Genomic DNA, 21371 nt, shown 5'->3' on the forward strand with positions numbered 1-21371 from the left:
CGTGGCCGTTCGGCTTGGGAAGCACCGCAAGGAGATTTTCGGGGGACGTCGTGGTCCTTGCGCCCGGGCAGGTGTCCTCATTGGCCTCGGGATCGAAGCGGAATGCGGTCGCCGGGAAAGCTCCCCTGACCTGTGACGAACTCACAGGAGGTCAACCTGAGCTCCGGGCACCAGCTCTCCGCACCTATGCGTGCCCGCGCCGCCTCACTCCGAAACCGGCGGTCCGCGCGACTCAATCCCGCGGGTGCCCCGCTGCGAGTTCGACAATTTCCTCGGTGATCTCTTCCTGCCGCAGCCGCCTTGCGGTGCCGACGAGGGCATCCAGCGTCTCCGAGACATTGTCCTGCGCCGAGATCATCGCCCGCATGCGGGCGACATTCTCGGCGACGAAGGCCAGCATCACCGCCTCGAGAAGTTCGGCGACGATATATTCCTCCACCAGCCGGGCGAGCAGTCGGTCCGCGGGCAAGGTGATCCTCGGCGAGACCTGCACGGCGGGTGGCGGGAACCGGGCGTAGTCGAAGGGCAGCAGGCGCCGGGTCACGATCTCGATGCTTCCGGTGCCGACCGGAATGGCGTGGACGACCGTGACATGGGTGATCTCGGCCGAGGCCAGCATGCCAAGAAGCGCGTCGGCGAGGCGCGAGACCAATGGCCCCGCTTGCGCCGGGTGGGCGATCATCGCATCGCTCCAATGCGGCGGGTGATGCCGCTCGCCGGCGATCAGCACGCCTCGGTCGCCGACGAGAAAAAGGATGTGCGGCGCGTTCAGCAGGGATGCGGCCGCGTCGAAGACCTGCTCGTTGTAAGTGCCTGCGAACCCCTGCTCGGCGGCCATGAGGATGACCGCGTGGCGCTGGCTCGCCTGCACATGCGCCCCCGCGCTCGCGGCAGAGGGCAGGAGGACCAGCGCCTCGGCGATGGCGTCTCCGATGGTCTCGGCATAGGCGCGGATCGCGGCGACGTGTTGCGTGGCGTCCTGCACCCGCGCACTGGCGATGCCGCGCATCGCGCCGATGACCGCGCCCAGCTTGCGGACCGAGCCGATCCGCCCTTTGACTTCGGCGAGCCGGCCGGTCACTGCACCTCTCCGCCGCGGGCCATGTCCTTGACGAGTGCCGCCACGGCCGCGACAAGCGCGGCCCTCTCCGCCGCGTCCAACCGGCCCGAGGCGCGCACGGATGACACCTCATCCCCGGCGGTGCCCTCGAGCCAGCCTGGCAGGCGGCGGCGCAGGTCGGGGATCCGCGCTGGCGAGACACCGTCCAGCACGCCGCCCGCCAGCGCGGCGAGGATCGCCACTTGCCCGACCATCGATAGCCCCGAGAACCGCGGCTGGGTCAGCAGCGCGCGGATGCGCTTGCCGCGCTCGATCCGGCCCTGCACGCGGGCGTTGGGGACGCCGCCGAAACGGGTGAACATCTCGAGTTCCTGAAATTGCGCGTAGTCGAGCCGTACCCGCCCCGAGACCTGCCGTAGCGCGGGCCATTGCGCCTTCCCGCCGACGCGGCTGACCGAGAGGCCGACGTCGACCGCCGGGCGGTGGCTGGCAGCGAAGAGGGTGGTGTCGAGAACGATCTGACCATCGGTGATCGAGATCAGGTTGGTCGGGATATAGGCCGAGAGATTGCCGGCGTCGGTCTCGGCGATTGGCAGCGCGGTCAGTGAGCCGCCGCCGAGCTCGGGCGAGAGCTTGGCGGCGCGTTCGAGCAGCCGCGCGTGCAGATAGAAGATGTCTCCCGGATAGGCCTCGCGGCCCGGCGGCTCACGGGTCAGCAGCGCCAGTTCGCGGTGTGTCGCGGCGTGGCGCGTGAGATCGTCGAGAACGATCAGCGCGTGTTGGCCGCGGTCGCGGAAATACTCAGCGATGGTCATGCCGGCGAAGGGGGCGATCCATTGCAGGCCCGGGCTGGTTGCGGCGCCGCCCACGACGTAGACGCAGCGCTCGGGCGCGCCGTGGCGGTGCACCGCTTCGATCACCCGCTGCACCGCCGCGGCGGGCTGGCCGATGGCGACGTAGACGCAGATCACGTCGCTTTCGCGCTGGTTGATGATCGCATCGACGGCGAGCGAGGTCTTCCCCGTCGCCCGGTCGCCGACAATGAGCTCGCGCTGGCCGCGGCCGATCGCGAACAGGCTGTCGACGACCAGCACGCCGGTTTCGAGCGGCTCGGTCACCTCGCTGCGGTCGATGATCGCCGGGGCCGGACGTTCGACCGGCAGCGTCGGCCAGCTTGGCAGGGGTGCCCCGTCGTCGAGCGGGCGGCCCAGCGGGTCGATCACCCGGCCCAGCAGGGCCTCGCCCACCGGAACCTCGAGCACGCCGCCCGTGTCGATCACCCGCTGCCCGGCCTCGATCGCGCTGGCGTCGTCGCAGATCACCACGTCGATCTCGCTGATCCCGAGGCTGTGGGCAAATCCGAGCTGTCCGCCCTCGAACCGGACCAGCGCGCCGAGCGCGATGTCGGGCAGGCCCGACACTTGCGCGATGCCGTCCGCCACGCGCTCAACCCGGCCGACGGCAAGCGACTCGGGGGCCAGTGGCGTGGCAGCGACGGCGGCGCGGCTCCGCGCCAGCCAGTCGGCGGCGGCATCGCGGTCAGCCATCTCGCGCGACCTCCTGCGCGATCCGTTCAAGGTCGGCACGGATCGAGTTGCGGACGATGGCGTGCGGCGTGTCGAGTTCCAGCCCGGCAATCAGGGTCGCGTCGGTCTCGAAGCGCAGCGCGACCGGGCGACCGAGAACGGCGGCGAGACGCTCCGACACCAACGCCTGCTCGTCACTGCCGAGCGGCCCTGCGGCGCACAGCACAGCGGGGCCGTCGCGGCCGATCCTGTCGCGCGTCATCTGTGGCAGCTTTGCCACCGCCGCCGCCAGTCCCTCGACAAAATCCCCCGTCCGCGCTCCGCCCGGCAGCCGCCCGAGCAACCGCTCGGTCATGTCGACGGCCAGCGCGGCGGCCTCGGCCTGCCAGTGCTGCGCCTCGGTCTCGCGCAGGCGCGACAGCTCGGCCTCGGTCTCGGCGCGCGCCTTTTCAGCGCTCTTCCGGGCCTCTGCCAGCATCGCGCGCTCCTGCTTCGCCGCCTCCTCCTGGGCGGCGGCAATCATATCCGCGCGCGCTGCGGCGACGGCGTCGCGCTCCTTCTGCGCTTGAGCCAGCGCCGCCTCGGCCTCTTTGCGCGCCGCCTCCGCCTGGTCGAGCGCGGCATGGGCCGTCGCCTGCCGCTCGGTGATGATCCGGCTCACCGGACGGAACAGGAAGCGGGCCAGCAGCCACACGAGCACCAGCGCGTTGACGGTCTGCAACAGAAAGGTCCACCAGTCGAAGGTCACGGGCGATCCTGTCAGACGAAGGGATTGGCGAAGAGGACCAGCAGCGCGATCACCAGCGTGTAGATCGCCATGGTCTCGATCATCGCGAGACCGACGAAGAGCGTCCGGCTGAGCGTGCCGGCGGCCTCGGGCTGGCGCGCGATCGCATCCATCGCCGCGGCCACCGCGCGGCCCTCGGCCAGCGCCGGGCCGATCGCTCCGAAGCTAACGGCCAGCGCTGCCGCGAGGATCGAGACGATTTCGATCAGGTTCCCTGTCATTGCGGAATTTCCTCTTTTTTTGAAGGTGCTGCGGGGCGGTCCTCGCCAACAGCGGCCCCGATGAAGACGGTGGCGAGCACCGCGAAGATGTAGGCCTGCACGGCGCCGGTGAGCAAATCGAGCGCCATGAGCGGGATGGGCACGAAGAGCCCGGCGAGCGAGAGCACGATGCCCACGACGAAGACCCCGCTCATCACGTTGCCGAAGAGCCGGACGACGAGCGAGAAGCTGCGGGTGATCTGCTCGACCACATTGAGCGGGATCATCACCCATGAGGGCTCGGCGAAGGTGGCGAGGTAGCCCTTCGCGCCGCGGATGCGGATGCCGAAATAGACAGTGGCGACCAGCACGATGGCGGCCAGCGCGGCATCGGTCTCGAGATGCGCGGTGGGCGGCTCGAGCCCCGGGATCAGCGCACTCCAGTTCGCGACCAGCACGAAGAGGAAGATCGTCCCGATCAGCGGGCGGAAGGCGACGGGATCGCGCTGCATCGTATCGCGCAGCTGGTCATCGATCACCCCGACGAAAAGCTCGAGCACCGTCTGGGTCTTGCCCGGAAGCAGGCTCAGCCTGCGGGTTGCGAGGATGGCGAAAAGCGCGAGCCCCGCCATGATCGCCCAGGTCACCACCACAGGCTTGCTGATCCCGACAGGGCCGATCTGGAACAGCGTGTCGAGTTGCAGCGGGTTTTCCATCACCCGGCCTCCCGGCTGCGCCGCAGCACCACCGCGCGGCCGATCAGAAGCCCCAACGCCCCCGCGAGCAGCGGCGTCGCCCCGGCCCGGGCCAGCAGCACGAAGAGCCCGATCAGAAACGCGAAGCGCGCCAGCTGCAGCGTCAGCGCGCGCCAGACCGGCCCGCCCGAGAGATAGAGCGCCGACACCCGCCGCAGGCTGGAAAAGTGGAAGAGCCCCAATGCCAAGCCCGCCAGCAACGCGGCAAGGGCGATCGGGAGCGGATGTGCCTCGATCAGGCTGGTCATTGGCGGTGCATCCATTTCCAGGCGGCGTGCAGGCCGATGGCCGCGCCGATGAAGATTGCCGGGGCGGAAAAGAAGATCCCGGTGCCGAAGTGCCGGTCGGCCAGTCGGCCCAGCACAATCCCCAGCAGGATCGGCGTGACGATGGCCCAACCAAGGATGCCGATCTGCCCCATGCGGCTGCCGAAGGAGGGTTCGGGGGTCTCGCGGGCCAGCTTCTCACGGTGAGCAGAGCGGCGCGCGGCATCGGCAGTGTGATCGGTCTCTTCGTCCCTGTCCGCCGCCATCACGAGACCTCCCCGTCGCGGCCCGACAGGTGCGGGGGATGGTCGAAGGCGCCCGGCCGGTCGGGGCGCAGGTAGCGAATGATCTGGCGCACGGCGCGGGAATGCAGCCGGGTCTGCTCGATTCGCGCGCTGCGCTCGGACTCGCTGTCGCGCTCCCGCAGCTCGGCCACCCGCGCGACCAGCCCCGCGAGATCGTCGCCGAGCACCCCCTCGCGGCAAGAAATGGCAATCTCGGTTCCGCCCGAGACCGTCAGGACCCCCGCCCTGAGCGCGCAGAACCGCAGCCTGTCCTGCGCGTCGCGCCAGCGCACCACCGAGGCGGGAAGGACGGTGAGATAGTCGACATGTCCCGGCAGAATGCCGAAGCCGCCGCTCTCGTCCTCGGCTCGGAGTCCGCGGACGTCCGGCGTGTCGACCAGCGCCTCGAGCGGTGTGGTGATCCTCAGATGCAGCCCCCGGGTCATGCCGCCTGCCCCTTGCGCGCGGCCTCTTCCTTCGCCCGAGCCTCCTCGAAGGTGCCGACCATGTAGAGCGAGCCCTCGTCCCAGTCGTCGGCCTCGCCCGCGAGGATCGCCCTGCAGCCCGCCAGCGTGTCTGCGATCGCCACCGAGCGCCCCTCGATGCCGGTGAAGGCCTCGGTCACGGCGAAGGGCTGGGTGAGGAAGCGCTCCAAGCGCCGCGCGCGCTCGACCGCTTGGCGCTGCTCGCGGCCCAGTTCCTCGACCCCGAGCAGCGAGATCACGTCCTGCAGCTCACGGTAGTGCTCGATGGTCCGGCGCACCTGGTTGGCGATGCCGACATGCTCCTCGCCGAGCGCCAGCGGATCGAGCAGGATCGAGGTCGAGGCGATCGGGTCGACCGCCGGGTACATGCCATCGGCCGCCATGGCTCGGCTCAGCACCACAGTGCTGTCGACATGCGAGGCGATGGTGGTCACCGCCGGATCGGTGAAATCGTCGGCGGGCACGTAAACCGCCTCGATCGCGGTGATCGCGGCGCTGCCGCGCCCGGCGATGCGCTCCTGCAGCTCGGCGACCTCCGTGGCAAGCGTCGGCTGATAGCCCACGCGGCTGGCCATGCGGCCAAGCAGCCCCGAGACCTCGGAGCCCGCCTGCACGAAGCGAAAGACATTGTCCATGAGAAGCAGGACGTTGCGGTGCTGCTCGTCGCGGAAATGCTCGGCGATGGCAAGCGCGGACATAGGGACGCGCCAGCGCGCCCCAGGCGGCTCGTTCATCTGGCCGTAGACCAGCACGGTGCGCCCCAGCACCCCGGCGGCGGTCATGTCCGAGAGCATCTCGTGCCCCTCGCGCGAGCGCTCGCCGACCCCGCAGAAAACCGAGATGCCCTCGTAGCGCGCCACCATGGCGTGAATGAGTTCCATCACCAACACCGTCTTGCCGACCCCCGCCCCGCCGAACATCGCCGCCTTGCCGCCCTGCGAGAGCGGCGCCAGCAGGTCGACGACCTTGATCCCAGTGCGGAAGATATCGTGGTTGCCCGATTGCGCGACCAAGGGTGGCGGCGCGTTGTGGATCGGCCGCCGCGGCGTGTCCGCGGGCAGCGGGCCGCCGCGGTTGCCGATGCTGCCGGTGATGTCGAGCAAGCGGCCGAGCACCGCGTCGCCCACCGGCACCGAAACCGCCCCTCCCAGAGCCCGCACCAGAGCCCCGCGGCGCAGCCCGGTGGTCGGACGCAGCGCGATGGCCCGGGCCGTGCAGCTGTCGAGATGCGCCTGTACCTCGGCGACGAAGGGCGGCCCGTCACCCGCCGCGATCTCGACCGCGTCGGTGATCGCCGGCAGCGTGCCAGCCGGAAACAGTATGTCGAGCACCGCCCCGCGGATCGCGACGACTCGAGCACCGTCTTTCGCTGTCGGTTCCACTCACCCGCTCTCCCTCTGCGAGCCCCTGACGCCACGAGACTACTCGCTTCCGCGCGGCGCCACAGGATCCAGATCAAATTGCGGTTGTTCCCCCGACAACGCGCGCGCGGGGGCCTGTGCGGGCAAGCGGCACCTGGTCGTCTTGCAGGTCGAGTAGTCGCTCGGCGCGAGCCCGAGACAGGCCATCAGCTTCACAGGTGTCTCGAACCGCTGCACATCGCCGATCTTGGCCATGAAGGTGACGGCGCGGATCAGAGCGACGCCCCGCAGCGCCTCAAGCGCTTTCACTGCCGGCGCGAGAGTCCAGTCCGGCACCAGGGGCCTCGATGTGCCCGGAAAGACATGCGGTCTTACGTAGTTTCACGCGTCACAGGGGGACATGTTGAAGCCCTGAGCGCGGCGAAGGATCTCATACTTCAGGTGATGGTCATCGCCGCCAGCCTCTGCGGCGCAGAGACAGGCGAGGAACCCCGCTTTGATGCTATCTCTGCATGCCGCGGCGGTGTCCTTTTTTGAATAGATTGGCCGTTCTGCCGACAGAATAGAGTTGTGCCTTGCCTAAATGTGACTGGCATGACCCGCGGTCTCAGGACGAAAATAAGGCGATGCGGCTTTTTTGGGTGTCCGCCGACCAAAGCACTCCGGGTCTCGGTTCGGGCCTGCGTGGAGTACGCCGGACAGCCGGTCTGCTCGGGTCAAGCAGCGCTGCCCAAGTAGTTGATCACGGTCAGAAGGACTGCGGCGCCAGCAAAGAGTTCGAAAGCCTGTGCACGGAACCAACGACGGCTCTTCTGCTGTGCGGCGCGCTCGATTTCGATCTTGCTCATGGTGTTTCCCCTCCGCCCTGACTCGTTGGGCTTGCGATACTGGTTACAATCGAGCCTCACGCTGTTGTCGTCCGGCTCTGGAACCTGAATACCCTGCCGAGATCGCGGCGGGCAGTCCCGCGGCGGGCTAGCCACAGACGAAAAGGGACGCCCGGGATAGCGAGTTGGGCTCGAAACGCGCCCGGAGGGAGTTCGATCCTATCCCAAAGGAGGGGGTGGCAGTTCGCCCGGCCTCGACGGATGGCAGAACCTGGAGGGATCATGTATGTGTGAGCGGCGGGCTTCATGCATGCCGACCTGCCTTGCAGGGCGGAGTCATCTGTCCCTGTGGGGTCAAGGATCAGGAACCAAGACGTGTCTTTATTTTCCGTGTGTGGGGTCGCCGTGACTCCTGTGCCACTCCGTAAGCTTTGCGTGGCAGGCAGCCTCGTTCTGACGCTCGCCAGCTGTGGCGGGGGCGGCTCGGGCGGCGGGAGCGGAAGCGCTCCCGCGGGCAACGCGCCGGAAACCGGGACAGAGATCGACACCCCGGCTTTCGAGACCTATTCGACCGATCACAACGGCTACAGCCGCGTGCGTCTGCAAGCCGGAGACAGGCCCGGGGACGCCGCGATCCTTGCCAAGTTCGACGACGCGGACCCGGCTGACCCAAGCGGCTATCGCAATCTGATCGCCCAGACAGAGGCCCGTTACCTGGACACCATGACGATCGAGGTGATCGCGGAGGTTTCGGGCACGGGCGCAGAGGAACGGGTCAAACGCATCCTGCGTCTGACCGCGGATCAGGCGCCCTTCAACAACGTCGACGGCGACGGCAACCTGATCGCGTCAGGGCAATATTACTTCCGCGGCGGTGCGGAGGTCTACGCCAGCGTCGACGGCGGCGGCATGCAGCGCGGTATCGGTGACCTCGAGAATATGGTGGTCGACTTTGACAGCGAGACGGTGACGATCGACCTGCGCACCCCTTATGATCCCGGCGCCGGGTCGGAGATCGAGACCGCCATCCAGGCTTCGGACCTCTCGCTGAACGTGCTGACCGGTGCCTTTGGCGGGACCGTCGCGATGACCACGCGTTCGGCCGACACCGGCGAGATCCTCTCGTCGACGGGGCAGCTCCGGGGCAATCTCAACGGCGATGAAGAAGGGCTTTCCCGGCTCGTTGAGAATATGACGACCTCGGGCCTGTTCACCGTGGGGGGCGACAGCGATCGCTTCCAGGCGGACGGCGTCTTCTGGGGCAGCCAGCTCAACTATGAGGATTAAGCGCCGGTTCGCGGCGCTACTTCTGGGCGTTCTCGCTCTTGCACCGCAGACGGCTGGGGCACAAGCGACGAACCCCTCGCTCCGCGATCTGACGCAGTTGGTGACCTCCGAGAGGCTGCGGACCTATGCCTTGGCGCGTGGGCTCGCAGCGGGTGGACCCGACCTCGGGACCGCGCTCGACCTCAAACAGCTGCTGCGACGGCAAGGCTTCTACATGGATGAGACCGGCTGGCAACGGCTCGCCGCCGACCAGGCGCTTTATCCGCAGCTCAGCTACGTGCCGAACATGAATGGCGGCTCACCTCAGGAGAGTCTGGAATTCCGCGGGCTGACCTTTGATTTGCGCGACGATCTGGTGGCGCGGGGCGGGCTGGCGGTCGGCGCCACCTACGACGGGCTCCTGCGCTATGGCTGGGACAGCGGGCGGTACCTGCAGCTACAGGCGCAACTCGGCGGTCTCTATGCGCCGGGCCCCGACCTGGGCAGGACCCGCGCGAGACTCGCTCTTTGCTCGCGCAACCATCTGACCGACTGGCATTTCGTCGATCTGTGCCTGAACCATTACGAGGATCACCGCGACCTGCAGGACATCACGCGGGATGAGGCAACCGTCAGCGTCAGCACACTTTTCGAGCGCAGCGCGAGCCGCCATGAGGTCGGGCTGTCGCTGTCCCGGCGGAGCGACGAAGATCGGCTGCGCAGCCTCGCGGAGGTCGGGCTCGAGTCGGTCTGGGCCGGCTCGGCGACGCGGCTCTCGTTCGAATATGGCGCACCGACCGGGAACGAGACCGGCGCGCTGTTGACCGCGGCAGGCGAGATACGCTGGCCGGCGGCGGGTCAGGTGGTCGGGCTTGGCCTGTCGCTCTCGCGCTCGCCGAAGACGCTATTCCTGGGCGAGGATCGACGCGATGACAGCCTCGGCGTGACGGGGTTGCTCGCCATCGATGGCAGGCTGGTCCTGACGGCGGCCTATAGTCGGACCTGGTCGACAGTGAACTTCTTCGAGGATGAGGTGATCAGCTTCGGTGTGTCCTATAGCTTTCCCTGACGGGGCGGGACCCGGCCATGTCTTGGAGCGGGCAACAGGACAGGGCGCCGCTCCTGCGAGGGATCGAGACCTAGGCGGCGACGTAGTTGACGACACACAGCAGGATCACGGCGCCGATGATCAGCTCGAATGCCTGGGCGCGGAGCCAGCGGCGGGTTTTCTTCTGGGACTCGTGCTCGATTTCGAATTTGCTCATGTCACGCGTCCCTCTCAACCAATTCTCAACTCACGCTGCAAATTTGCAGTCTTTAATCTTGGGTTAACTAGATAGCCGCGGTTGCGGAGGAACGGCAGTCCCACGGCAGGTTAGGTCTTGGCGCGTTGGGGGGCAGGGGTAGTCCGAACGGCGTGTCCCGGCCTATCCGATCGGATAGGTCCGCCAAGCTGAGGGTAAGTCTCGGCCTGTGGATCAGCGCAGCGCGTCGGAGAGCGCACGGCGCGAGGCGGGCGTGGCCATCTGGTCGTGGAGCCTTTGGAATTCGATCCGGGCCTGCGCTTTCTGCCCGGAGTTCAGGTAGGCATAGCCCCGCAGGAGCGCGAGATCGCGGCGCACCACGCCCGTGACGCGTTCGAGCTCGTCAAAATAGGCGATGGCACGCCTAAAGTCCCGGCGGTTGTAGGCGGCGACCCCGCGCTTATCGAGGATCTGGCTTTCGATCTCGAGCCGTTGCTCGGCGGTGAAATGCGTGCCGGCGGCGACGGCCGCGGCCTCATCCACCATGTTGAGCCGCAGCATGACGAGCGCCTGACCATAGCTGGCATCGCGACGGGTCTGGGGGCTCCGCGCGCTGCTGGCGGCAGCCTTGAAATCCGCGAGCGCCTGCATGGGACGGTCCGCATTGAGGGCGCACCATCCGCGCTGCGCGACGGTCTCCGCGTCACGCGCGCTGGCGGACTCGGCGAGGCAGCTTGCCCAGTCGCCGCGTTGCGCGGCGCTTCGAGCGCCCGAGAGCGACGCGGGAGCCGTGGTGGTCTGGGCGCTGCTTGCCGGTCTTTGCAGGCTGGCCGCACGCTGAGGCCGGCCGACGGGGCGCAGGCTGACTGCAGGTGAGGAGCCTGTCGCAGGGCCGATTTCCACGGTGCTCAGGGGATCAAGGGGAGACGTCGCGGGCGCGATCTGTCCCTGCGCCAGCATTCCGGCACGAAGCCGGTCTTCGACCGAGGTCAGCCGGTCCGCCGTGGCCGGGGACTGGCTGCGCGCAAGATCGGCAAGTCGTGCAAGCTGGTCGAGTGTGGCGACATCCGCCGATTTCTCGAGTGTGGCCACCAGGGCGTCGGGATCGGTGCAACTGCGCGCGATCCCGGTGTACACCCCGAGCGCGGCGGTCACGTCGCCAATCGACTGGTATTGCTCGGCCAGCAGCCAGGCGTTGTTGACCCGCTCGCAGCGCAAGAGGGCGGGATTGGCGCGGGCAACGCGGATCGCGACGTCGGCATTGTTCCCCGACACGGCTTCGTCAAAGCTGGCCTGTGCCTCGGAAAGCGCGAGGGTCTCTAGCAGGTCCGCGGAGGGCGCCCAATTGGGATATTCGCGGCTGATCTCGGCGATCGTGCCGCGGGCGCCTTCGAACTGCCCGGCGTCGACCTGGCGATAGATGCGGTCGATCATCTCGCCGGGCACGCTGCGTTCGATCTGGCCAAGATCGTCCGGCACGACCCAATCGGGGTATTGCAACTGCAGCCGCCGGATCTCTGAATTGACCGCCTGCTGGTTGCTCTCGGACATGTAGAAACGCAGCGCCTGGAGGTCCGCGTCGCTCGGCGTTTGCGCCAGGGCGGCTCCGCCGACCAGGCAACACGCAACCGCGAGCGGGAGTCCCATGTGTCTAAGCAGGGTCATATCGGGATACACATCGGCGAAGCTTCGATCTGGGCGATCATCGTAAAGAGCTGCAGCGTGCCCGGATAGTAGGGCGAACTGCTCGAGAAGGGCGGGATCTGCGAGCCCACGCTCTGGCGCACCGTGCAAGCGGCGAGCGCGGAGATCGCCCTGTAGCCGGGGTCGTTGCTGGTGGAAAGCGCGCGGCCGGTCTCTCGGTCGATGACCGTGGCGACAACGCCCGCGGCGAGCCGCTCCTGTGCCTCGGCGTAGCGCAGCACCGCCGGGTGGTCTTTCAGCCCGGACCAGATCAGGTAGAGCGGCAGACGCATGGCTTCGTAGCCGGCATCGAACGAATAGCCCTCGGCGGCGCGGACCCCGCTTGGGGTCACCTCTACCCAGTCTGGAACGACACCGTCCTGTGCGAGCGTCCTTGCCAATTCGACGGACCCGCGGGCGGCCTGCGCGAGGATCGGGGCATCGAACTCGGTGGCCAGTTCGGTCATCGCGAGCGGCATCGCGTAGCAGGGATTGTAGATGAACCCCGCGTCGGTCCTGAAGCCTTCGGCGCCGGGGATGAGCAGCGGATCATGGTCGTCACCGCCGGGGTGCCGCGCGATGCAGGAGGCGACGATGTCCGAGACGATGAGCTTGGCGCTTTGGCGGTAGTCGGGGATGTTGAAGCGCCGCGCCGCGCGCAGCAGAGCCCAGGCCCGGAAGAGATCCCCATCGCTGGCGTTGTTGAGATCCGGCACCTTGACCGGCTCGTCCGGGAACCAGCGCCAGGCCATCAGGTTGTCGGAACGGATGGCAAGGTTCAGACGCGTCCAGGTCTCCATGCGTTCGAAGGCGCGCTGGTCGCCCAATGTCGCGGCAAGCAGCAGGCCGTAGCCCTGTCCTTCGGAATGGCTGGAATTGCGCTGGAATTGGTCGATGACCCGTCCGGTTGCATCGAGATTTGCAGTGCGCCAGGCGAGCCAGACGTCCTGCAGGTTGGCTTCCAGCCCGAGCGTCTGGGCCGAGGTTGCCGCGCCGGTGCCAATCAGGCCAGCCAGAGCCGCCATTCCCGAAAGCAAACTGCGCCGGTTCATTTCTTTCTCCGTCGGCTCGCGACCAGGAGCCCCATCGCAGACAGTGCGCATCCTATGGCGAGCAGGAAAAGGGGGGCAATGTACCTTCCCGGCGAAAGTGTTACATAGTTGCCGACAACTGCGCGTGCGTTCGAGATGGTGAGAGGTTCCTGCAGGCTGAGCGGGCGGCTGGCCGATCTCCAGACCTGCCAGGTGCCGTCGAATCCGAACAGCGAGACCTGTCCCTTGGGGCCTTCGGACTTTTGGTGCATGTCGACCAGCGAGGCAACGAGGCGCTCGTAATCGGTGTTGGGACGGACAATCAACCAGAGATCCTCGGGTGTCTCCATGCTGGGCTGAACGAGCATGGCCTCGGCGGAGCGGCCGAGCAGCCAGCTGTCGAGATCGGACTCCGGGCCGCGCCAGAGCGATATGATCTTGCCCCGCAATTCCCGCAGGCTGTCGGTGGCCTTGTGCCGGTCGAGAAAGAGCGTCCACCAGCCGCGCGAGTCAACCTTCGCCCAGGGATCGACGACCTGTCCCGTGGTGGTGGGCGGCGAGAGCAGGACCTCTTCGAGCTCGGCCACGTTCTTGCTGACGATGTCGCCGGGGATCATCGAAAGATCGGCAGGGATGCCGATCTTGATCGAACCGGTGCGTGGAGGTTGACCCTGCTCGACAGCGGCGGCCGTCTCATCCGAGACGTAGATCGACGAAATCTGGGCGAGCATCCCGAGCGGCAGCGTCCGCTGCGCCGCTTCGCTCATCGAGATGCGGGAGACATCGAGCGAGGCCAGGCTCCGGTCGATGCGCGGCAGCACCATGCGCGGGCTCTCCGGGACCGTCAGGCTGGTCGTGTCGAAGATCTGGAAGACAGGGGCGGGCTGCGGCGCGCAGGCGGCATCCGCCGGCTCACCCGGGACGAGCGCCTCGAAGGACACCTCGTTCACGCCCGGCTGCAGCTGGTTTGCCGCGAAGGGGATAAGCAGCGGATCGAGGCGGCGCCCGGCCTGATTCACATCGTCCAGTGGCAGCAGTCGGATGGTCTCGTCGTTGATCTTCACCAGCAGCAGCGCGCCTTTCGGCAAATCCCTGACGAACGCGTAGTCAAGGCGCAGTTGCGCGCGCTGCGACGCCAGAACCAGCCAGTCCCACGGCAGGCGGAACGGGACCGCCTGGCGGATGTAGTGCCCGCGACCCTCGAGCGTGCTCACCCCGAGTTCGGACAGCGGCTGTCTTTTTCCGGGGACGACCTCCGGCACCGATGTGCCCGCTGGCATCGGGCCGAGCGCGCGTGCCAGCAGCGCCTCGGATGCTTGCGCCTGCCCATTGTTGGTGAGCAGGACGATGGCGCCGTCTCCGCCGCGCTGAAACCGCGGCAGGTCGGGAACGGAGTATTGCTCGGGAAGCGCGGTGACACGGGCGAGTTGAGGGCTTTGCTCCGTGACCCTGTAGTAATCGTCGACCGTGATCTCGGGCGGCAGGCCTTCGTACAGGCTTTCGATGCGCGCGACGTGGGGTGAAGCGTTCAACACCTGTGCGTAGCTGTCACTCGCGAGCGAGAAGGTCTTTCCCTGCGCGAGTTGTGCGGAAGTGGCGGCGATGAAGCTCAGCGGGTCGAGACCAAGCTCCGTGCGCGGCACCGTGATCCCGCTCTGATACGCGATGATGTCGGTCCAGAGCCCAAATGAAGCGTCCGGGCCGCAGAACACGCGGTGAACCTGCTCGAGGCGGACCTCCACCAGGTTGCGGCCCGCGGTCAACAGCCCATCCGGCACCGGAAGCAACATGGTGCCGGCTGCGGAGAAATTCTCGAGCACGACGCTGCCGATCTTGGTGCCGTTGACGAGGACCGTGGCATGCGAGCGATCCGGAAGAAGGTTGATCGAGCTCAGCGTGGTAATCGCGAGAGAGGCCCCGTCGATCGCGCGGGGCAGAAAGAGCCAGAAATCTTCTTCGGGATATTCGCCCTGCAGGCGGTGGCCGGCGGTCTCTCCCCCCTGCGGGCTGCGCGGGCGCAGCGGCAAGAGCACGTCGCTCTCCTGCGCCCCCTCTGACGAGGGCTGTACGTCGGGCACGGACCATTGCCGCTCCGAGGGCAGGACCCGCGTTTCGGGCTTGGGCTCGGCAGGCGCGACGCGCGGTTCCGAGGCCGGCGGAAAATCCTCGATTTCGATTTGTTGTGCGGCGCTCCACGAGGTCTGCAGCGCGAGCGCGGGGAGGAGCGCCAGGATCAGGGGTTTGATCGTGTGCATGGGCTCAATCCTCGATCCTGAGGTAGCCGTCGGCCTGCGGGATACTGGCCTGGGGGACATTTGTCTCGGCAACCAGGACAGGATTTGGCTGGGTCCCCTTCGTGGCGCCGGTGAAGGCATCCTCGAACAGGGTGTCATCCGCCTCTGGCCGGCCGCTGCGCAGGGTCAGCTCGCGGGCAAAGTCGAAGATGGACTGCGGAATCGAGATCGCGCTCTTGGCCAGAACGTAGAGCAGCCCCGCAACCAGCGTGCTGCTCTGCGAATGGAACTTGCGGAAGAACTGCCACCTGCGGCTATCACCGTAAACGACATGCGCGGTCAGCTGCGCGGCCTGAACCATGTGCTCGGGCGCGACGCTGAGCTCGATCACGGTGCCCTCCACTCCCGAGCGCACCTCGGAGATGGTCATCGGCAGAGCGGTTTCGAGGTCGGGTGCCTTGGGCAGGGTGGGGACAAGCGCGACTGTCGCTCCGGGATGTTCGGCGGTCCAGGCTTCTTGCGTGCCGTCCTTGAGCTGCAACTGGAACCTCTCGGGGCTGGCGGACAGGATCGTGACGTCCTGCGCCTCGCGGTCGGCCTCGGAGGTCGGCGCGAGCAGGGTGATCTGCCCGGGGGTCGACACCGCGGTGCGCGGGCGGATCAGGCGGCGGGGGCGCTCGAAGACGGCGCGCAGGGCATAGGCCGCCAGCACGAAATTGTAGAGCGCCCAAGCGCCGACGATCTGCACGACCGACCGGTCCCCGGGGAAGGCGTACCAGCGGTAGGCCCCGGCGGCGAGGCCCGCGAGCAGCAGTGCGACGAGCAGCGTGAGCGGCCGGTAGATGGGCGACAGGAAGGCGTGTTCGAGACTGCCGTCCTTTGCGGTCACCTTGAACGAGGCGCCACGCGGGCGCAGCACGGTTTCGACCAGCGCCTTGAGGATATAGGGGGTCTGCGCGATCTCGTAGACTTCCGAGATCTGCGGCCAGCGTACCTCGGAGAAAAGCGCGTTCTGCACCATGAAGCCGATCAGCAGGTAGGGCAGGATGTAAACGAAGACCTCCTCGGGATCGACGACGAAGATCTCGAGACCAAAGAAGAGATAGAGCAGGGGGCTGAGCAGGAAGATCGTGCGGATCAGCGGAAACAGCCAGAAGCTCATCGAGTTGAGATAGCAAAGCCGCTGCGCCATGGTGAGGCCGCTGCGGAAAATGGGGTTCTTGAGGATCAGCATCTGAAGCATGCCAGTCGCCCAACGGCCGCGCTGCTGAATGAAAGAGGCAAAGGTCTCGGGCTGCAGCCCGGCGATCATGGCGTGGTCGAGGTACAGGCTCTCCCAGCCGCGCGCATGGATGTCGAGCGCGGTTTCCGCGTCTTCGGTGATGGTCTCGCCCGAGATGCCGCCGACCTCGTCGAGCGCCTTGCGGCGCAGCAGCGCCGCCGATCCGCAGAAGAACGCCCCGCCCAGCCGGTCGAGCCCGCGGTGGATCTCGGAATAGAACATCTCGTTTTCGGACGGGCAGTTCTCGGGCAGCGCGAGGTTGCGCTCGATCGGGTCGCGGTTGGTGAAGAAGTGGGGGGTCTGCACAAGGAAAAGCCGTGGCCGTTCGGCGAAATATCCCACGGTCCGGGCCAGGAAGTCCGGCGTGGGCACGTGGTCGGCATCGAGGATGAGAACCAGCTCCCCGCTGACCTTCTGCAAGGCCGCGTTGAGATTGCCGGCCTTTGCGTGCTCGTTCCGGGCGCGCGTGGTGTAGACCACGCCAAGCTCATCGCAGAGCGCCTGAAGCCTCGCCCGGCGCGCCAGCGCCCGCTCGGAAATGGCAGGGTCGGAATGGGTGCAGCGCTGGTCGGTGCCGCCATCGTCGCAGAGCACGACGGTCTTTCGGTCTTCGGGGTAGTTCACCCGCTTGGCCGCCGCCAGCGTGACCGCCAGAAGCTCGGGGCTCTCGTCGTAGCTCGGCACGAGGATGTCGACGGTCGGAACATCGCTCAGCCTGATCGGCTCCGGCCGCGGATGGGTGACCGGGTCGGCAGTGATCAGCGCGGTGAGAAAGAACAGGCCGACGGTGAAGGTTTCGGCCCCGAAGAGCACCAGCGCGGCGATCAGCGAGACCGGGTCATCCAGCGATGGCAGCGTCTCGAAGGCACGCCACAGCCAGTAGCGCAGCACAAAGACCCCGGCGATCGACATCACGACGAAGCGGACCGAAATCCGCGTTCCCACGAACGGCTTGAGACCATAGATGAGCACACAGGCCACCAATGCCAAAAGGCCCTGCGTGCTGACGGAGATCGGCACCGACGCGAGGAAGAGGAGAGGGACGGCGAGGACCGTCCAGACCCCGAACAGCAAGAGCGAGGTGGCGGATTGTGCGCTTGATGACGATTTCATGGGAGGGGACCCGCCAGAGGTGAGAGCATTTGAGGCGCGGCGGCGGGCTCGGTGGTGATCGCGGCAAAGCCGACGGCCTCCGGCCCGATCGGTGCCAGTGCCGCCTCTTCGCTGCCGTGGATGCAATTGCGCAGCATCATGTCCATTGCCGCGGTGCCCGACAACAGGGTGCGCGCGGTCGCATCAAGGCGGCGGAAGGCGAGGACGCAGTTGAGCCCCGCATGGTTGCTCCAACTCGCCCAACTCAGGATGCCAAGAGCATCGGTGGTGGTTCTGAACGCGAGGTCCTCGAACCGTTCGAACGGGTAGGGCGTGCCTTCGGCAGAGGCCAGCAATTCGGTCGGACGGAACCTTCCTCCGACGGAAAGCGGCGACGCTTCCGAGTGAAGAAGGATGAAATTCTCGCCCCGCAGGGCCGTGCGGTTGGGCAGCAGGATGCGCTGCTCGGTCACGAAACGAAATCTGCGTTCCAGAACGAGTTGGGCCTCGGGGACCCGGATCCATGCGCTCGACAGCGGCTGCTGTACGTAAGGCGCCCCGTCAAGTCGCGCCTGGAACTCCGTGTAGGTCAGAGGGAAGCTCCCGCAGGCGGCAAGCATGATCGCCAGTAGGCCCGGCACCAAAACGCGCGCAAGCCGAATGGGCAAACGTGCCTCCTTCCTGCTCCAATGCTGGGTCACTGTAACACCGCACCTTGCCTCAAACTGAGGCCATACCTGACCGAAGTGGAGCCAAAAAGTCATAGGCGAAGACTTGCCGAGGTCTTGAGTGTTGATTTTGACCCATCACGGCACCGGGGGGGCCGCCGGGGAGGGACGACCTTACATTGTGCCGCGCGGCGCATGTTTGGGTCAGGATATGCGTCCCCCCTCGTTTTCGCGCTGCTGCGGCCGCGTTGCCCCCGAAATGGAGACAGCCGTTTCGTGTTTCGAGCATATGGCTGCGAAGCGTCAGCCGGTCGAGGAGCGCGTTGGCCCTCTTGGCGTCACCGAACGCGCTGGCCCGCACACTGAGGCTGAGGTTCGCTGTGAACTCACGCCGAAGCGCAAAGTCTGATTTCCTGTTTTGCGTCAATCGGTTCCGGATATCCACGAGCTGAGACTCGAAGACTTCGGCAGGCGTTCTGCAGCCTACCGCTGAGTGACCTGTGGAAGTTCGTTGTTATCGCATTTTTTGGGACGGCTGGGATAACGCTGATCACCCAGGCCTTCCGAATGACGCCCGCGGTTGTCGTTGCGCCTCTCGACTATACGGCTCTGATCTGGGCAACATTGGCTGGATGGCTCGTTTGGAACGAAATCCCGGAAATGCCCGTACAGGCGCGCCGGACCCTCGACAGCCATTCGCTCCATCCTACCGAACGCGCCGTTCCTCAATCGGCGGTAGGAACCAAACGGCAAGTCCCGCCAGCGGCAGGAAGGCACAAAGCCTATAGACCGCCTCGACCCCGTAGCTGTCCGCCAGGATGCCGAGCAGCGCTGCCGCGATCCCTCCGAGGCCGAAGTTCAGGCCGTAGAAGAGTCCTCCGATCAGCCCGATGCGGTTCGGCAGCAGGTCCATCGCGTAGATCAGGATCGAGGCAAAGGCGCTGGCCATGATCAGGTTGATCGCGATCGTCAGCACTCCGGTCCAAAACAGGTCGGCGTAAGGCAGGATCAGGGTCAGAGGCAGCGGCCCCAGCACCGAGATCCAGATGATCTGTCGCCGTCCGATTGCATCGCCGACGATGCCGCCGATCAGCACGCCCACGGCGGCGGCCATGAGGAAGAGGAACAGCATCATCTGCGAGGCGGGAATCGACAGGCCGAACTTCTCGATGAGGTAGAAGGTGTAGAAGGACCGGAAGCTCTCGCCATAAGTGTTCTTGGTGAACATCAGGAAGGTGAGGACGATCAATCCCAAAGCGACCGTCGCGGCACTCCGCTTCGATGCGGGGGCTTCGGCCAGCCTGCGGGCAGAACGGTGGGTGAACTCTGCCCGGATCCGGTGCTGCTGGCTGCCGATCCAGGTCAGGATCAGCATCGCGAGCAGCGCGAGCACCGCAAACCAAGCGAGGCTCGGCTGCCCCCAAGGCACGATGATCAGCGCGGCAAGGACCGGCCCGAGCGCGCCGCCCGCCTGACCTCCAACCTGAAAGATCCCCTGCGCCAGCCCCTGCCGGTCGCCCGCGGCATAGCGTGCCGTCCGGGTCGCCTCCGGGTGAAAGATCGAGGAGCCGATGCCGATCAGCGCGACCGCTACAAGGATGCCGCCATAGCTTCCCGCGAAAGCGAGGCAGATCAGCCCCGACAGGGTGAAGGCCATGCCGACGACCGGCGAATAGGGCGCGGGATACCGGTCCGTCACCATCCCCATGACCGGCTGAAGCAATGATCCGGCGATCTGGAAGGTCATCGTGATCAGCCCGATCTGCACGAAGTCGAGGCCGTAAGCCTCTTTCAGGATCGGATAGGCCGCCGGGATCAGCGACTGCATCAGGTCGTTCAGAAGATGCGTCGCGCCGAGCGCGGTCAGGACGACAAGGTAAGTGCGGGCGGGCGTGGTGGTGGTCAAGGCATCCGCCCTTCCTGTGGGTCCTAGTAGGCCCCATGAACTACGCCTCGGTGAGGATGGCAACAGGTGAAGGCTCGCCGTACGCGAATTCACGGTTTGCCAGCTCGGTGCCCACTCCCAAGGTGAAGACTCGCGTCCGCGTGATCCTAGAACGCTCCGAGCCGTCGAAGCTATTCCCAGTCCAGGAGGACACGCGCGCTGACATCTGTTGAAACCATGCTGTCAGTTCATATGATCTTTACTATAGGTTCATATGGACTATATTCGAACCAAAGGAGATCGAGATGCACGTCATCGCCAAGACCCGGGAACCTGCACAGATCAACGCCGTCGCCCTCAAGGCCTACGCGCGCATCGCCGATGCCTGGGCGCTGAGCGTGAAGGAGGCGGCGGGCCTTGCGGACATGTCGGAAAGCACCTGGAAGCGCGCCCGGAAACCCGATTTCGCAGGCGAGCTGACCAAGGACCAGCTGCTGCGGCTCAGCGCGGTGATCGGCATCTACAAGTCCCTCGAACTCTATTTCTCGGATCCGCTCGCGCGGAGCTGGTTCACCCGGCCGAACGCCGGCCCGCTCTTCGGCGGCAGCCGGCCGATCGATGCCGCAGTCGAGGGCGGCTTGCCGCAGATCCTCGCGATCCGCACCTACCTCGACGCGCTGCGGGGTGGCGCGTGAAACAGACCGAGATCTCGGATCGCGGCCTCGTGCGCCTCCTGCCCGCCACCTACCACAAGCCGCCCGCGCTGCGCGGCCTCGTGGACAGCGACGACGAACTCGAGATCCTCGCCGAGATTGAGGGGCTGACCAGCGGCCGCCTTCAGGCCGAGCGGGGCAGGAACCCGCATATCGACCCGCGCGAGCTTGCCTGGCGCCGCCGCAGCCACGACCTGCGCATCTATGGAGAGACCCATGTCAACGCGGCCTTCACCTATACGCGGGCGGGTGGCAATCGCTTCAACTCCGAGGAGCGCGGGGCCTGGTACTGCGCTTGGGACGTCATGGTCTCGGTCAGCGAGGTCGCGTGGCACCGGACACGGGAACTCGGCTACATCGGCTGTTTCGAGGACAGCGCCCGCTACGTCGAGATGCTGGCGGATTTCATCGGCACCTTCGATGACATCACCGACGATCCGGGCCATCCTGCGCTGCGCCCCGAACCGGAGATCGGATACCCCGAGGGCCAGAGCCTCGCCCAGCACCTGCGGCGCGAAGGCTCGCGGGGGCTGATCTACCCCTCGGTTCGCGCGCCCGTGCCGGGGGGCAATTGCCTCGTGTGCTTCGAGCCCCGCGCCATACAGAACGTCCGCCCGGGGGCGTCCTGGGACCTCGTCTGGGAGGGCTCGCCCGACTATTCGGTCGTCGCGGTGACCTGACCCCCCATCGGGGCTGATCCCGTTACTTGCCCGATCCAGAGT

22 protein-coding genes are annotated in these 21371 nt (G+C 66.7%); 4 read left to right on the forward strand and 18 right to left on the reverse strand.

The features are described 5' to 3' along the window. Positions 1–232: 232 nt before the first annotated feature. The 11 genes from G0D83_RS09415 to G0D83_RS32485 form a co-directional block, all read right to left on the reverse strand. Complete coding sequence (locus G0D83_RS09415; protein ID WP_164192517.1) at positions 233–1081, reverse strand: FoF1 ATP synthase subunit gamma; 849 nt, start codon at positions 1079–1081, stop codon at positions 233–235. Continuing rightward, positions 1078–2607 (reverse strand): F0F1 ATP synthase subunit alpha, encoded by a 1530-nt coding sequence (locus G0D83_RS09420; protein ID WP_164192521.1) that lies wholly within the window; start codon positions 2605–2607, stop codon positions 1078–1080. The genes G0D83_RS09415 and G0D83_RS09420 overlap by 4 nt, the downstream gene beginning before the upstream one ends. Continuing rightward, on the reverse strand, positions 2600–3334 hold the full coding sequence (locus G0D83_RS09425) for a F0F1 ATP synthase subunit delta (RefSeq protein ID WP_164192524.1): 735 nt from the start codon (positions 3332–3334) through the stop codon (positions 2600–2602). Before G0D83_RS09425 ends, G0D83_RS09420 begins: the two co-directional genes overlap by 8 nt. Before the next feature lie 11 nt (positions 3335–3345). Further along, complete coding sequence (locus G0D83_RS09430; protein ID WP_108970100.1) at positions 3346–3594, reverse strand: F0F1 ATP synthase subunit C; 249 nt, start codon at positions 3592–3594, stop codon at positions 3346–3348. Next, on the reverse strand, positions 3591–4292 hold the full coding sequence (locus G0D83_RS09435) for a F0F1 ATP synthase subunit A (protein WP_164192528.1): 702 nt from the start codon (positions 4290–4292) through the stop codon (positions 3591–3593). The genes G0D83_RS09430 and G0D83_RS09435 overlap by 4 nt, the downstream gene beginning before the upstream one ends. Continuing rightward, positions 4289–4576 (reverse strand): ATP synthase subunit I, encoded by a 288-nt coding sequence (locus G0D83_RS09440; protein ID WP_164192532.1) that lies wholly within the window; start codon positions 4574–4576, stop codon positions 4289–4291. Before G0D83_RS09440 ends, G0D83_RS09435 begins: the two co-directional genes overlap by 4 nt. After that, entirely contained in the window at positions 4573–4860 is a 288-nt protein-coding gene (locus G0D83_RS09445) for an AtpZ/AtpI family protein (protein ID WP_108970097.1), read from the reverse strand. The genes G0D83_RS09440 and G0D83_RS09445 overlap by 4 nt, the downstream gene beginning before the upstream one ends. Continuing rightward, positions 4860–5324, reverse strand: coding sequence for a F0F1 ATP synthase subunit epsilon (locus G0D83_RS09450; RefSeq protein ID WP_164192536.1), 465 nt, complete (start codon positions 5322–5324; stop codon positions 4860–4862). Before G0D83_RS09450 ends, G0D83_RS09445 begins: the two co-directional genes overlap by 1 nt. Continuing rightward, entirely contained in the window at positions 5321–6745 is a 1425-nt protein-coding gene (gene atpD, locus G0D83_RS09455; protein ID WP_164192539.1) for a F0F1 ATP synthase subunit beta, read from the reverse strand. The genes G0D83_RS09450 and atpD overlap by 4 nt, the downstream gene beginning before the upstream one ends. A gap of 39 nt (positions 6746–6784) precedes the next feature. Continuing rightward, complete coding sequence (locus tag G0D83_RS32130) at positions 6785–7060, reverse strand: transposase (protein ID WP_370457209.1); 276 nt, start codon at positions 7058–7060, stop codon at positions 6785–6787. A 380-nt stretch (positions 7061–7440) separates the two neighbouring features. Beyond that, complete coding sequence (locus G0D83_RS32485; protein WP_255455613.1) at positions 7441–7572, reverse strand: hypothetical protein; 132 nt, start codon at positions 7570–7572, stop codon at positions 7441–7443. 414 nt (positions 7573–7986) lie between these two features. On the opposite strand from G0D83_RS32485, the gene G0D83_RS09465 reads away from it, so the two are divergent. After that, the gene (locus G0D83_RS09465; RefSeq protein ID WP_370457210.1) at positions 7987–8838 is read left to right on the forward strand and encodes a viral aspartic protease; all 852 of its coding nucleotides are present in this window, start codon (positions 7987–7989) and stop codon (positions 8836–8838) included. Beyond that, complete coding sequence (locus G0D83_RS09470) at positions 8828–9886, forward strand: hypothetical protein (protein WP_164192546.1); 1059 nt, start codon at positions 8828–8830, stop codon at positions 9884–9886. The genes G0D83_RS09465 and G0D83_RS09470 overlap by 11 nt, the downstream gene beginning before the upstream one ends. 70 nt (positions 9887–9956) lie before the next feature. On the opposite strand, the gene G0D83_RS32490 is transcribed toward G0D83_RS09470, so the two are convergent. From G0D83_RS32490 to G0D83_RS09500, 7 genes are all read right to left on the reverse strand, one after another. Then, positions 9957–10082 carry a hypothetical protein gene (locus G0D83_RS32490; RefSeq protein WP_255455614.1) on the reverse strand — a complete coding sequence of 42 codons (126 nt, stop codon included), beginning with the start codon at positions 10080–10082 and terminating at the stop codon, positions 9957–9959. A gap of 213 nt (positions 10083–10295) precedes the next feature. Beyond that, positions 10296–11726, reverse strand: coding sequence for a hypothetical protein (locus G0D83_RS09475; protein ID WP_164192550.1), 1431 nt, complete (start codon positions 11724–11726; stop codon positions 10296–10298). Continuing rightward, a complete protein-coding gene (locus tag G0D83_RS09480) occupies positions 11723–12796 on the reverse strand; it encodes a glycosyl hydrolase family 8 (protein WP_164192553.1) in 1074 nt (357 codons plus the stop codon). The genes G0D83_RS09475 and G0D83_RS09480 overlap by 4 nt, the downstream gene beginning before the upstream one ends. After that, positions 12793–15030, reverse strand: a complete 2238-nt coding sequence (locus tag G0D83_RS09485; RefSeq protein WP_164192556.1) for a cellulose biosynthesis cyclic di-GMP-binding regulatory protein BcsB — start codon at positions 15028–15030, stop codon at positions 12793–12795. Before G0D83_RS09485 ends, G0D83_RS09480 begins: the two co-directional genes overlap by 4 nt. Positions 15031–15034: 4 nt before the next feature. Further along, positions 15035–17404 carry a UDP-forming cellulose synthase catalytic subunit gene (gene bcsA / locus G0D83_RS09490; RefSeq protein ID WP_164192559.1) on the reverse strand — a complete coding sequence of 790 codons (2370 nt, stop codon included), beginning with the start codon at positions 17402–17404 and terminating at the stop codon, positions 15035–15037. Then, positions 17401–18051, reverse strand: a complete 651-nt coding sequence (locus G0D83_RS09495; protein ID WP_164192562.1) for a hypothetical protein — start codon at positions 18049–18051, stop codon at positions 17401–17403. Before G0D83_RS09495 ends, bcsA begins: the two co-directional genes overlap by 4 nt. Before the next feature lie 706 nt (positions 18052–18757). Beyond that, positions 18758–19879, reverse strand: a complete 1122-nt coding sequence (locus G0D83_RS09500; protein WP_370457214.1) for an MFS transporter — start codon at positions 19877–19879, stop codon at positions 18758–18760. A 362-nt stretch (positions 19880–20241) separates the two neighbouring features. Between G0D83_RS09500 and G0D83_RS09505 the strand changes: the two genes are divergently transcribed. Both G0D83_RS09505 and G0D83_RS09510 read left to right on the forward strand, forming a co-directional pair. Beyond that, complete coding sequence (locus G0D83_RS09505; RefSeq protein WP_164192566.1) at positions 20242–20631, forward strand: MbcA/ParS/Xre antitoxin family protein; 390 nt, start codon at positions 20242–20244, stop codon at positions 20629–20631. Further along, complete coding sequence (locus G0D83_RS09510) at positions 20628–21329, forward strand: RES family NAD+ phosphorylase (RefSeq protein WP_164192570.1); 702 nt, start codon at positions 20628–20630, stop codon at positions 21327–21329. Before G0D83_RS09505 ends, G0D83_RS09510 begins: the two co-directional genes overlap by 4 nt. Positions 21330–21371: the final 42 nt, after the last annotated feature.

The sequence above is a fragment of the Salipiger sp. PrR003 genome (genome assembly GCF_010500785.1).
Lineage (GTDB): Bacteria > Pseudomonadota > Alphaproteobacteria > Rhodobacterales > Rhodobacteraceae > Salipiger > Salipiger pacificus_A.

Excerpts from the sequence above, each read along its gene's own strand:
- G0D83_RS09470 (WP_164192546.1), top strand. The coding sequence starts at position 8,828 with ATGAGGATTAAGCGCCGGTTCGCGGCGCTACTTCTGGGCGTTCTCGCT.
- G0D83_RS09445 (WP_108970097.1), bottom strand. The coding sequence starts at position 4,860 with ATGGCGGCGGACAGGGACGAAGAGACCGATCACACTGCCGATGCCGCG.
- G0D83_RS09420 (WP_164192521.1), bottom strand. The coding sequence starts at position 2,607 with ATGGCTGACCGCGATGCCGCCGCCGACTGGCTGGCGCGGAGCCGCGCC.
- G0D83_RS09475 (WP_164192550.1), bottom strand. The coding sequence starts at position 11,726 with ATGACCCTGCTTAGACACATGGGACTCCCGCTCGCGGTTGCGTGTTGC.
- G0D83_RS32485 (WP_255455613.1), bottom strand. The coding sequence starts at position 7,572 with ATGAGCAAGATCGAAATCGAGCGCGCCGCACAGCAGAAGAGCCGTCGT.
- G0D83_RS09485 (WP_164192556.1), bottom strand. The coding sequence starts at position 15,030 with ATGCACACGATCAAACCCCTGATCCTGGCGCTCCTCCCCGCGCTCGCG.
- bcsA (WP_164192559.1), bottom strand. The coding sequence starts at position 17,404 with ATGAAATCGTCATCAAGCGCACAATCCGCCACCTCGCTCTTGCTGTTC.
- G0D83_RS09430 (WP_108970100.1), bottom strand. The coding sequence starts at position 3,594 with ATGACAGGGAACCTGATCGAAATCGTCTCGATCCTCGCGGCAGCGCTG.
- G0D83_RS09500 (WP_370457214.1), bottom strand. The coding sequence starts at position 19,879 with ATGCAGTCGCTGATCCCGGCGGCCTATCCGATCCTGAAAGAGGCTTAC.
- G0D83_RS09450 (WP_164192536.1), bottom strand. The coding sequence starts at position 5,324 with ATGACCCGGGGGCTGCATCTGAGGATCACCACACCGCTCGAGGCGCTG.
- G0D83_RS32490 (WP_255455614.1), bottom strand. The coding sequence starts at position 10,082 with ATGAGCAAATTCGAAATCGAGCACGAGTCCCAGAAGAAAACCCGCCGC.
- G0D83_RS09480 (WP_164192553.1), bottom strand. The coding sequence starts at position 12,796 with ATGAACCGGCGCAGTTTGCTTTCGGGAATGGCGGCTCTGGCTGGCCTG.
- G0D83_RS09440 (WP_164192532.1), bottom strand. The coding sequence starts at position 4,576 with ATGACCAGCCTGATCGAGGCACATCCGCTCCCGATCGCCCTTGCCGCG.
- G0D83_RS09505 (WP_164192566.1), top strand. The coding sequence starts at position 20,242 with ATGCACGTCATCGCCAAGACCCGGGAACCTGCACAGATCAACGCCGTC.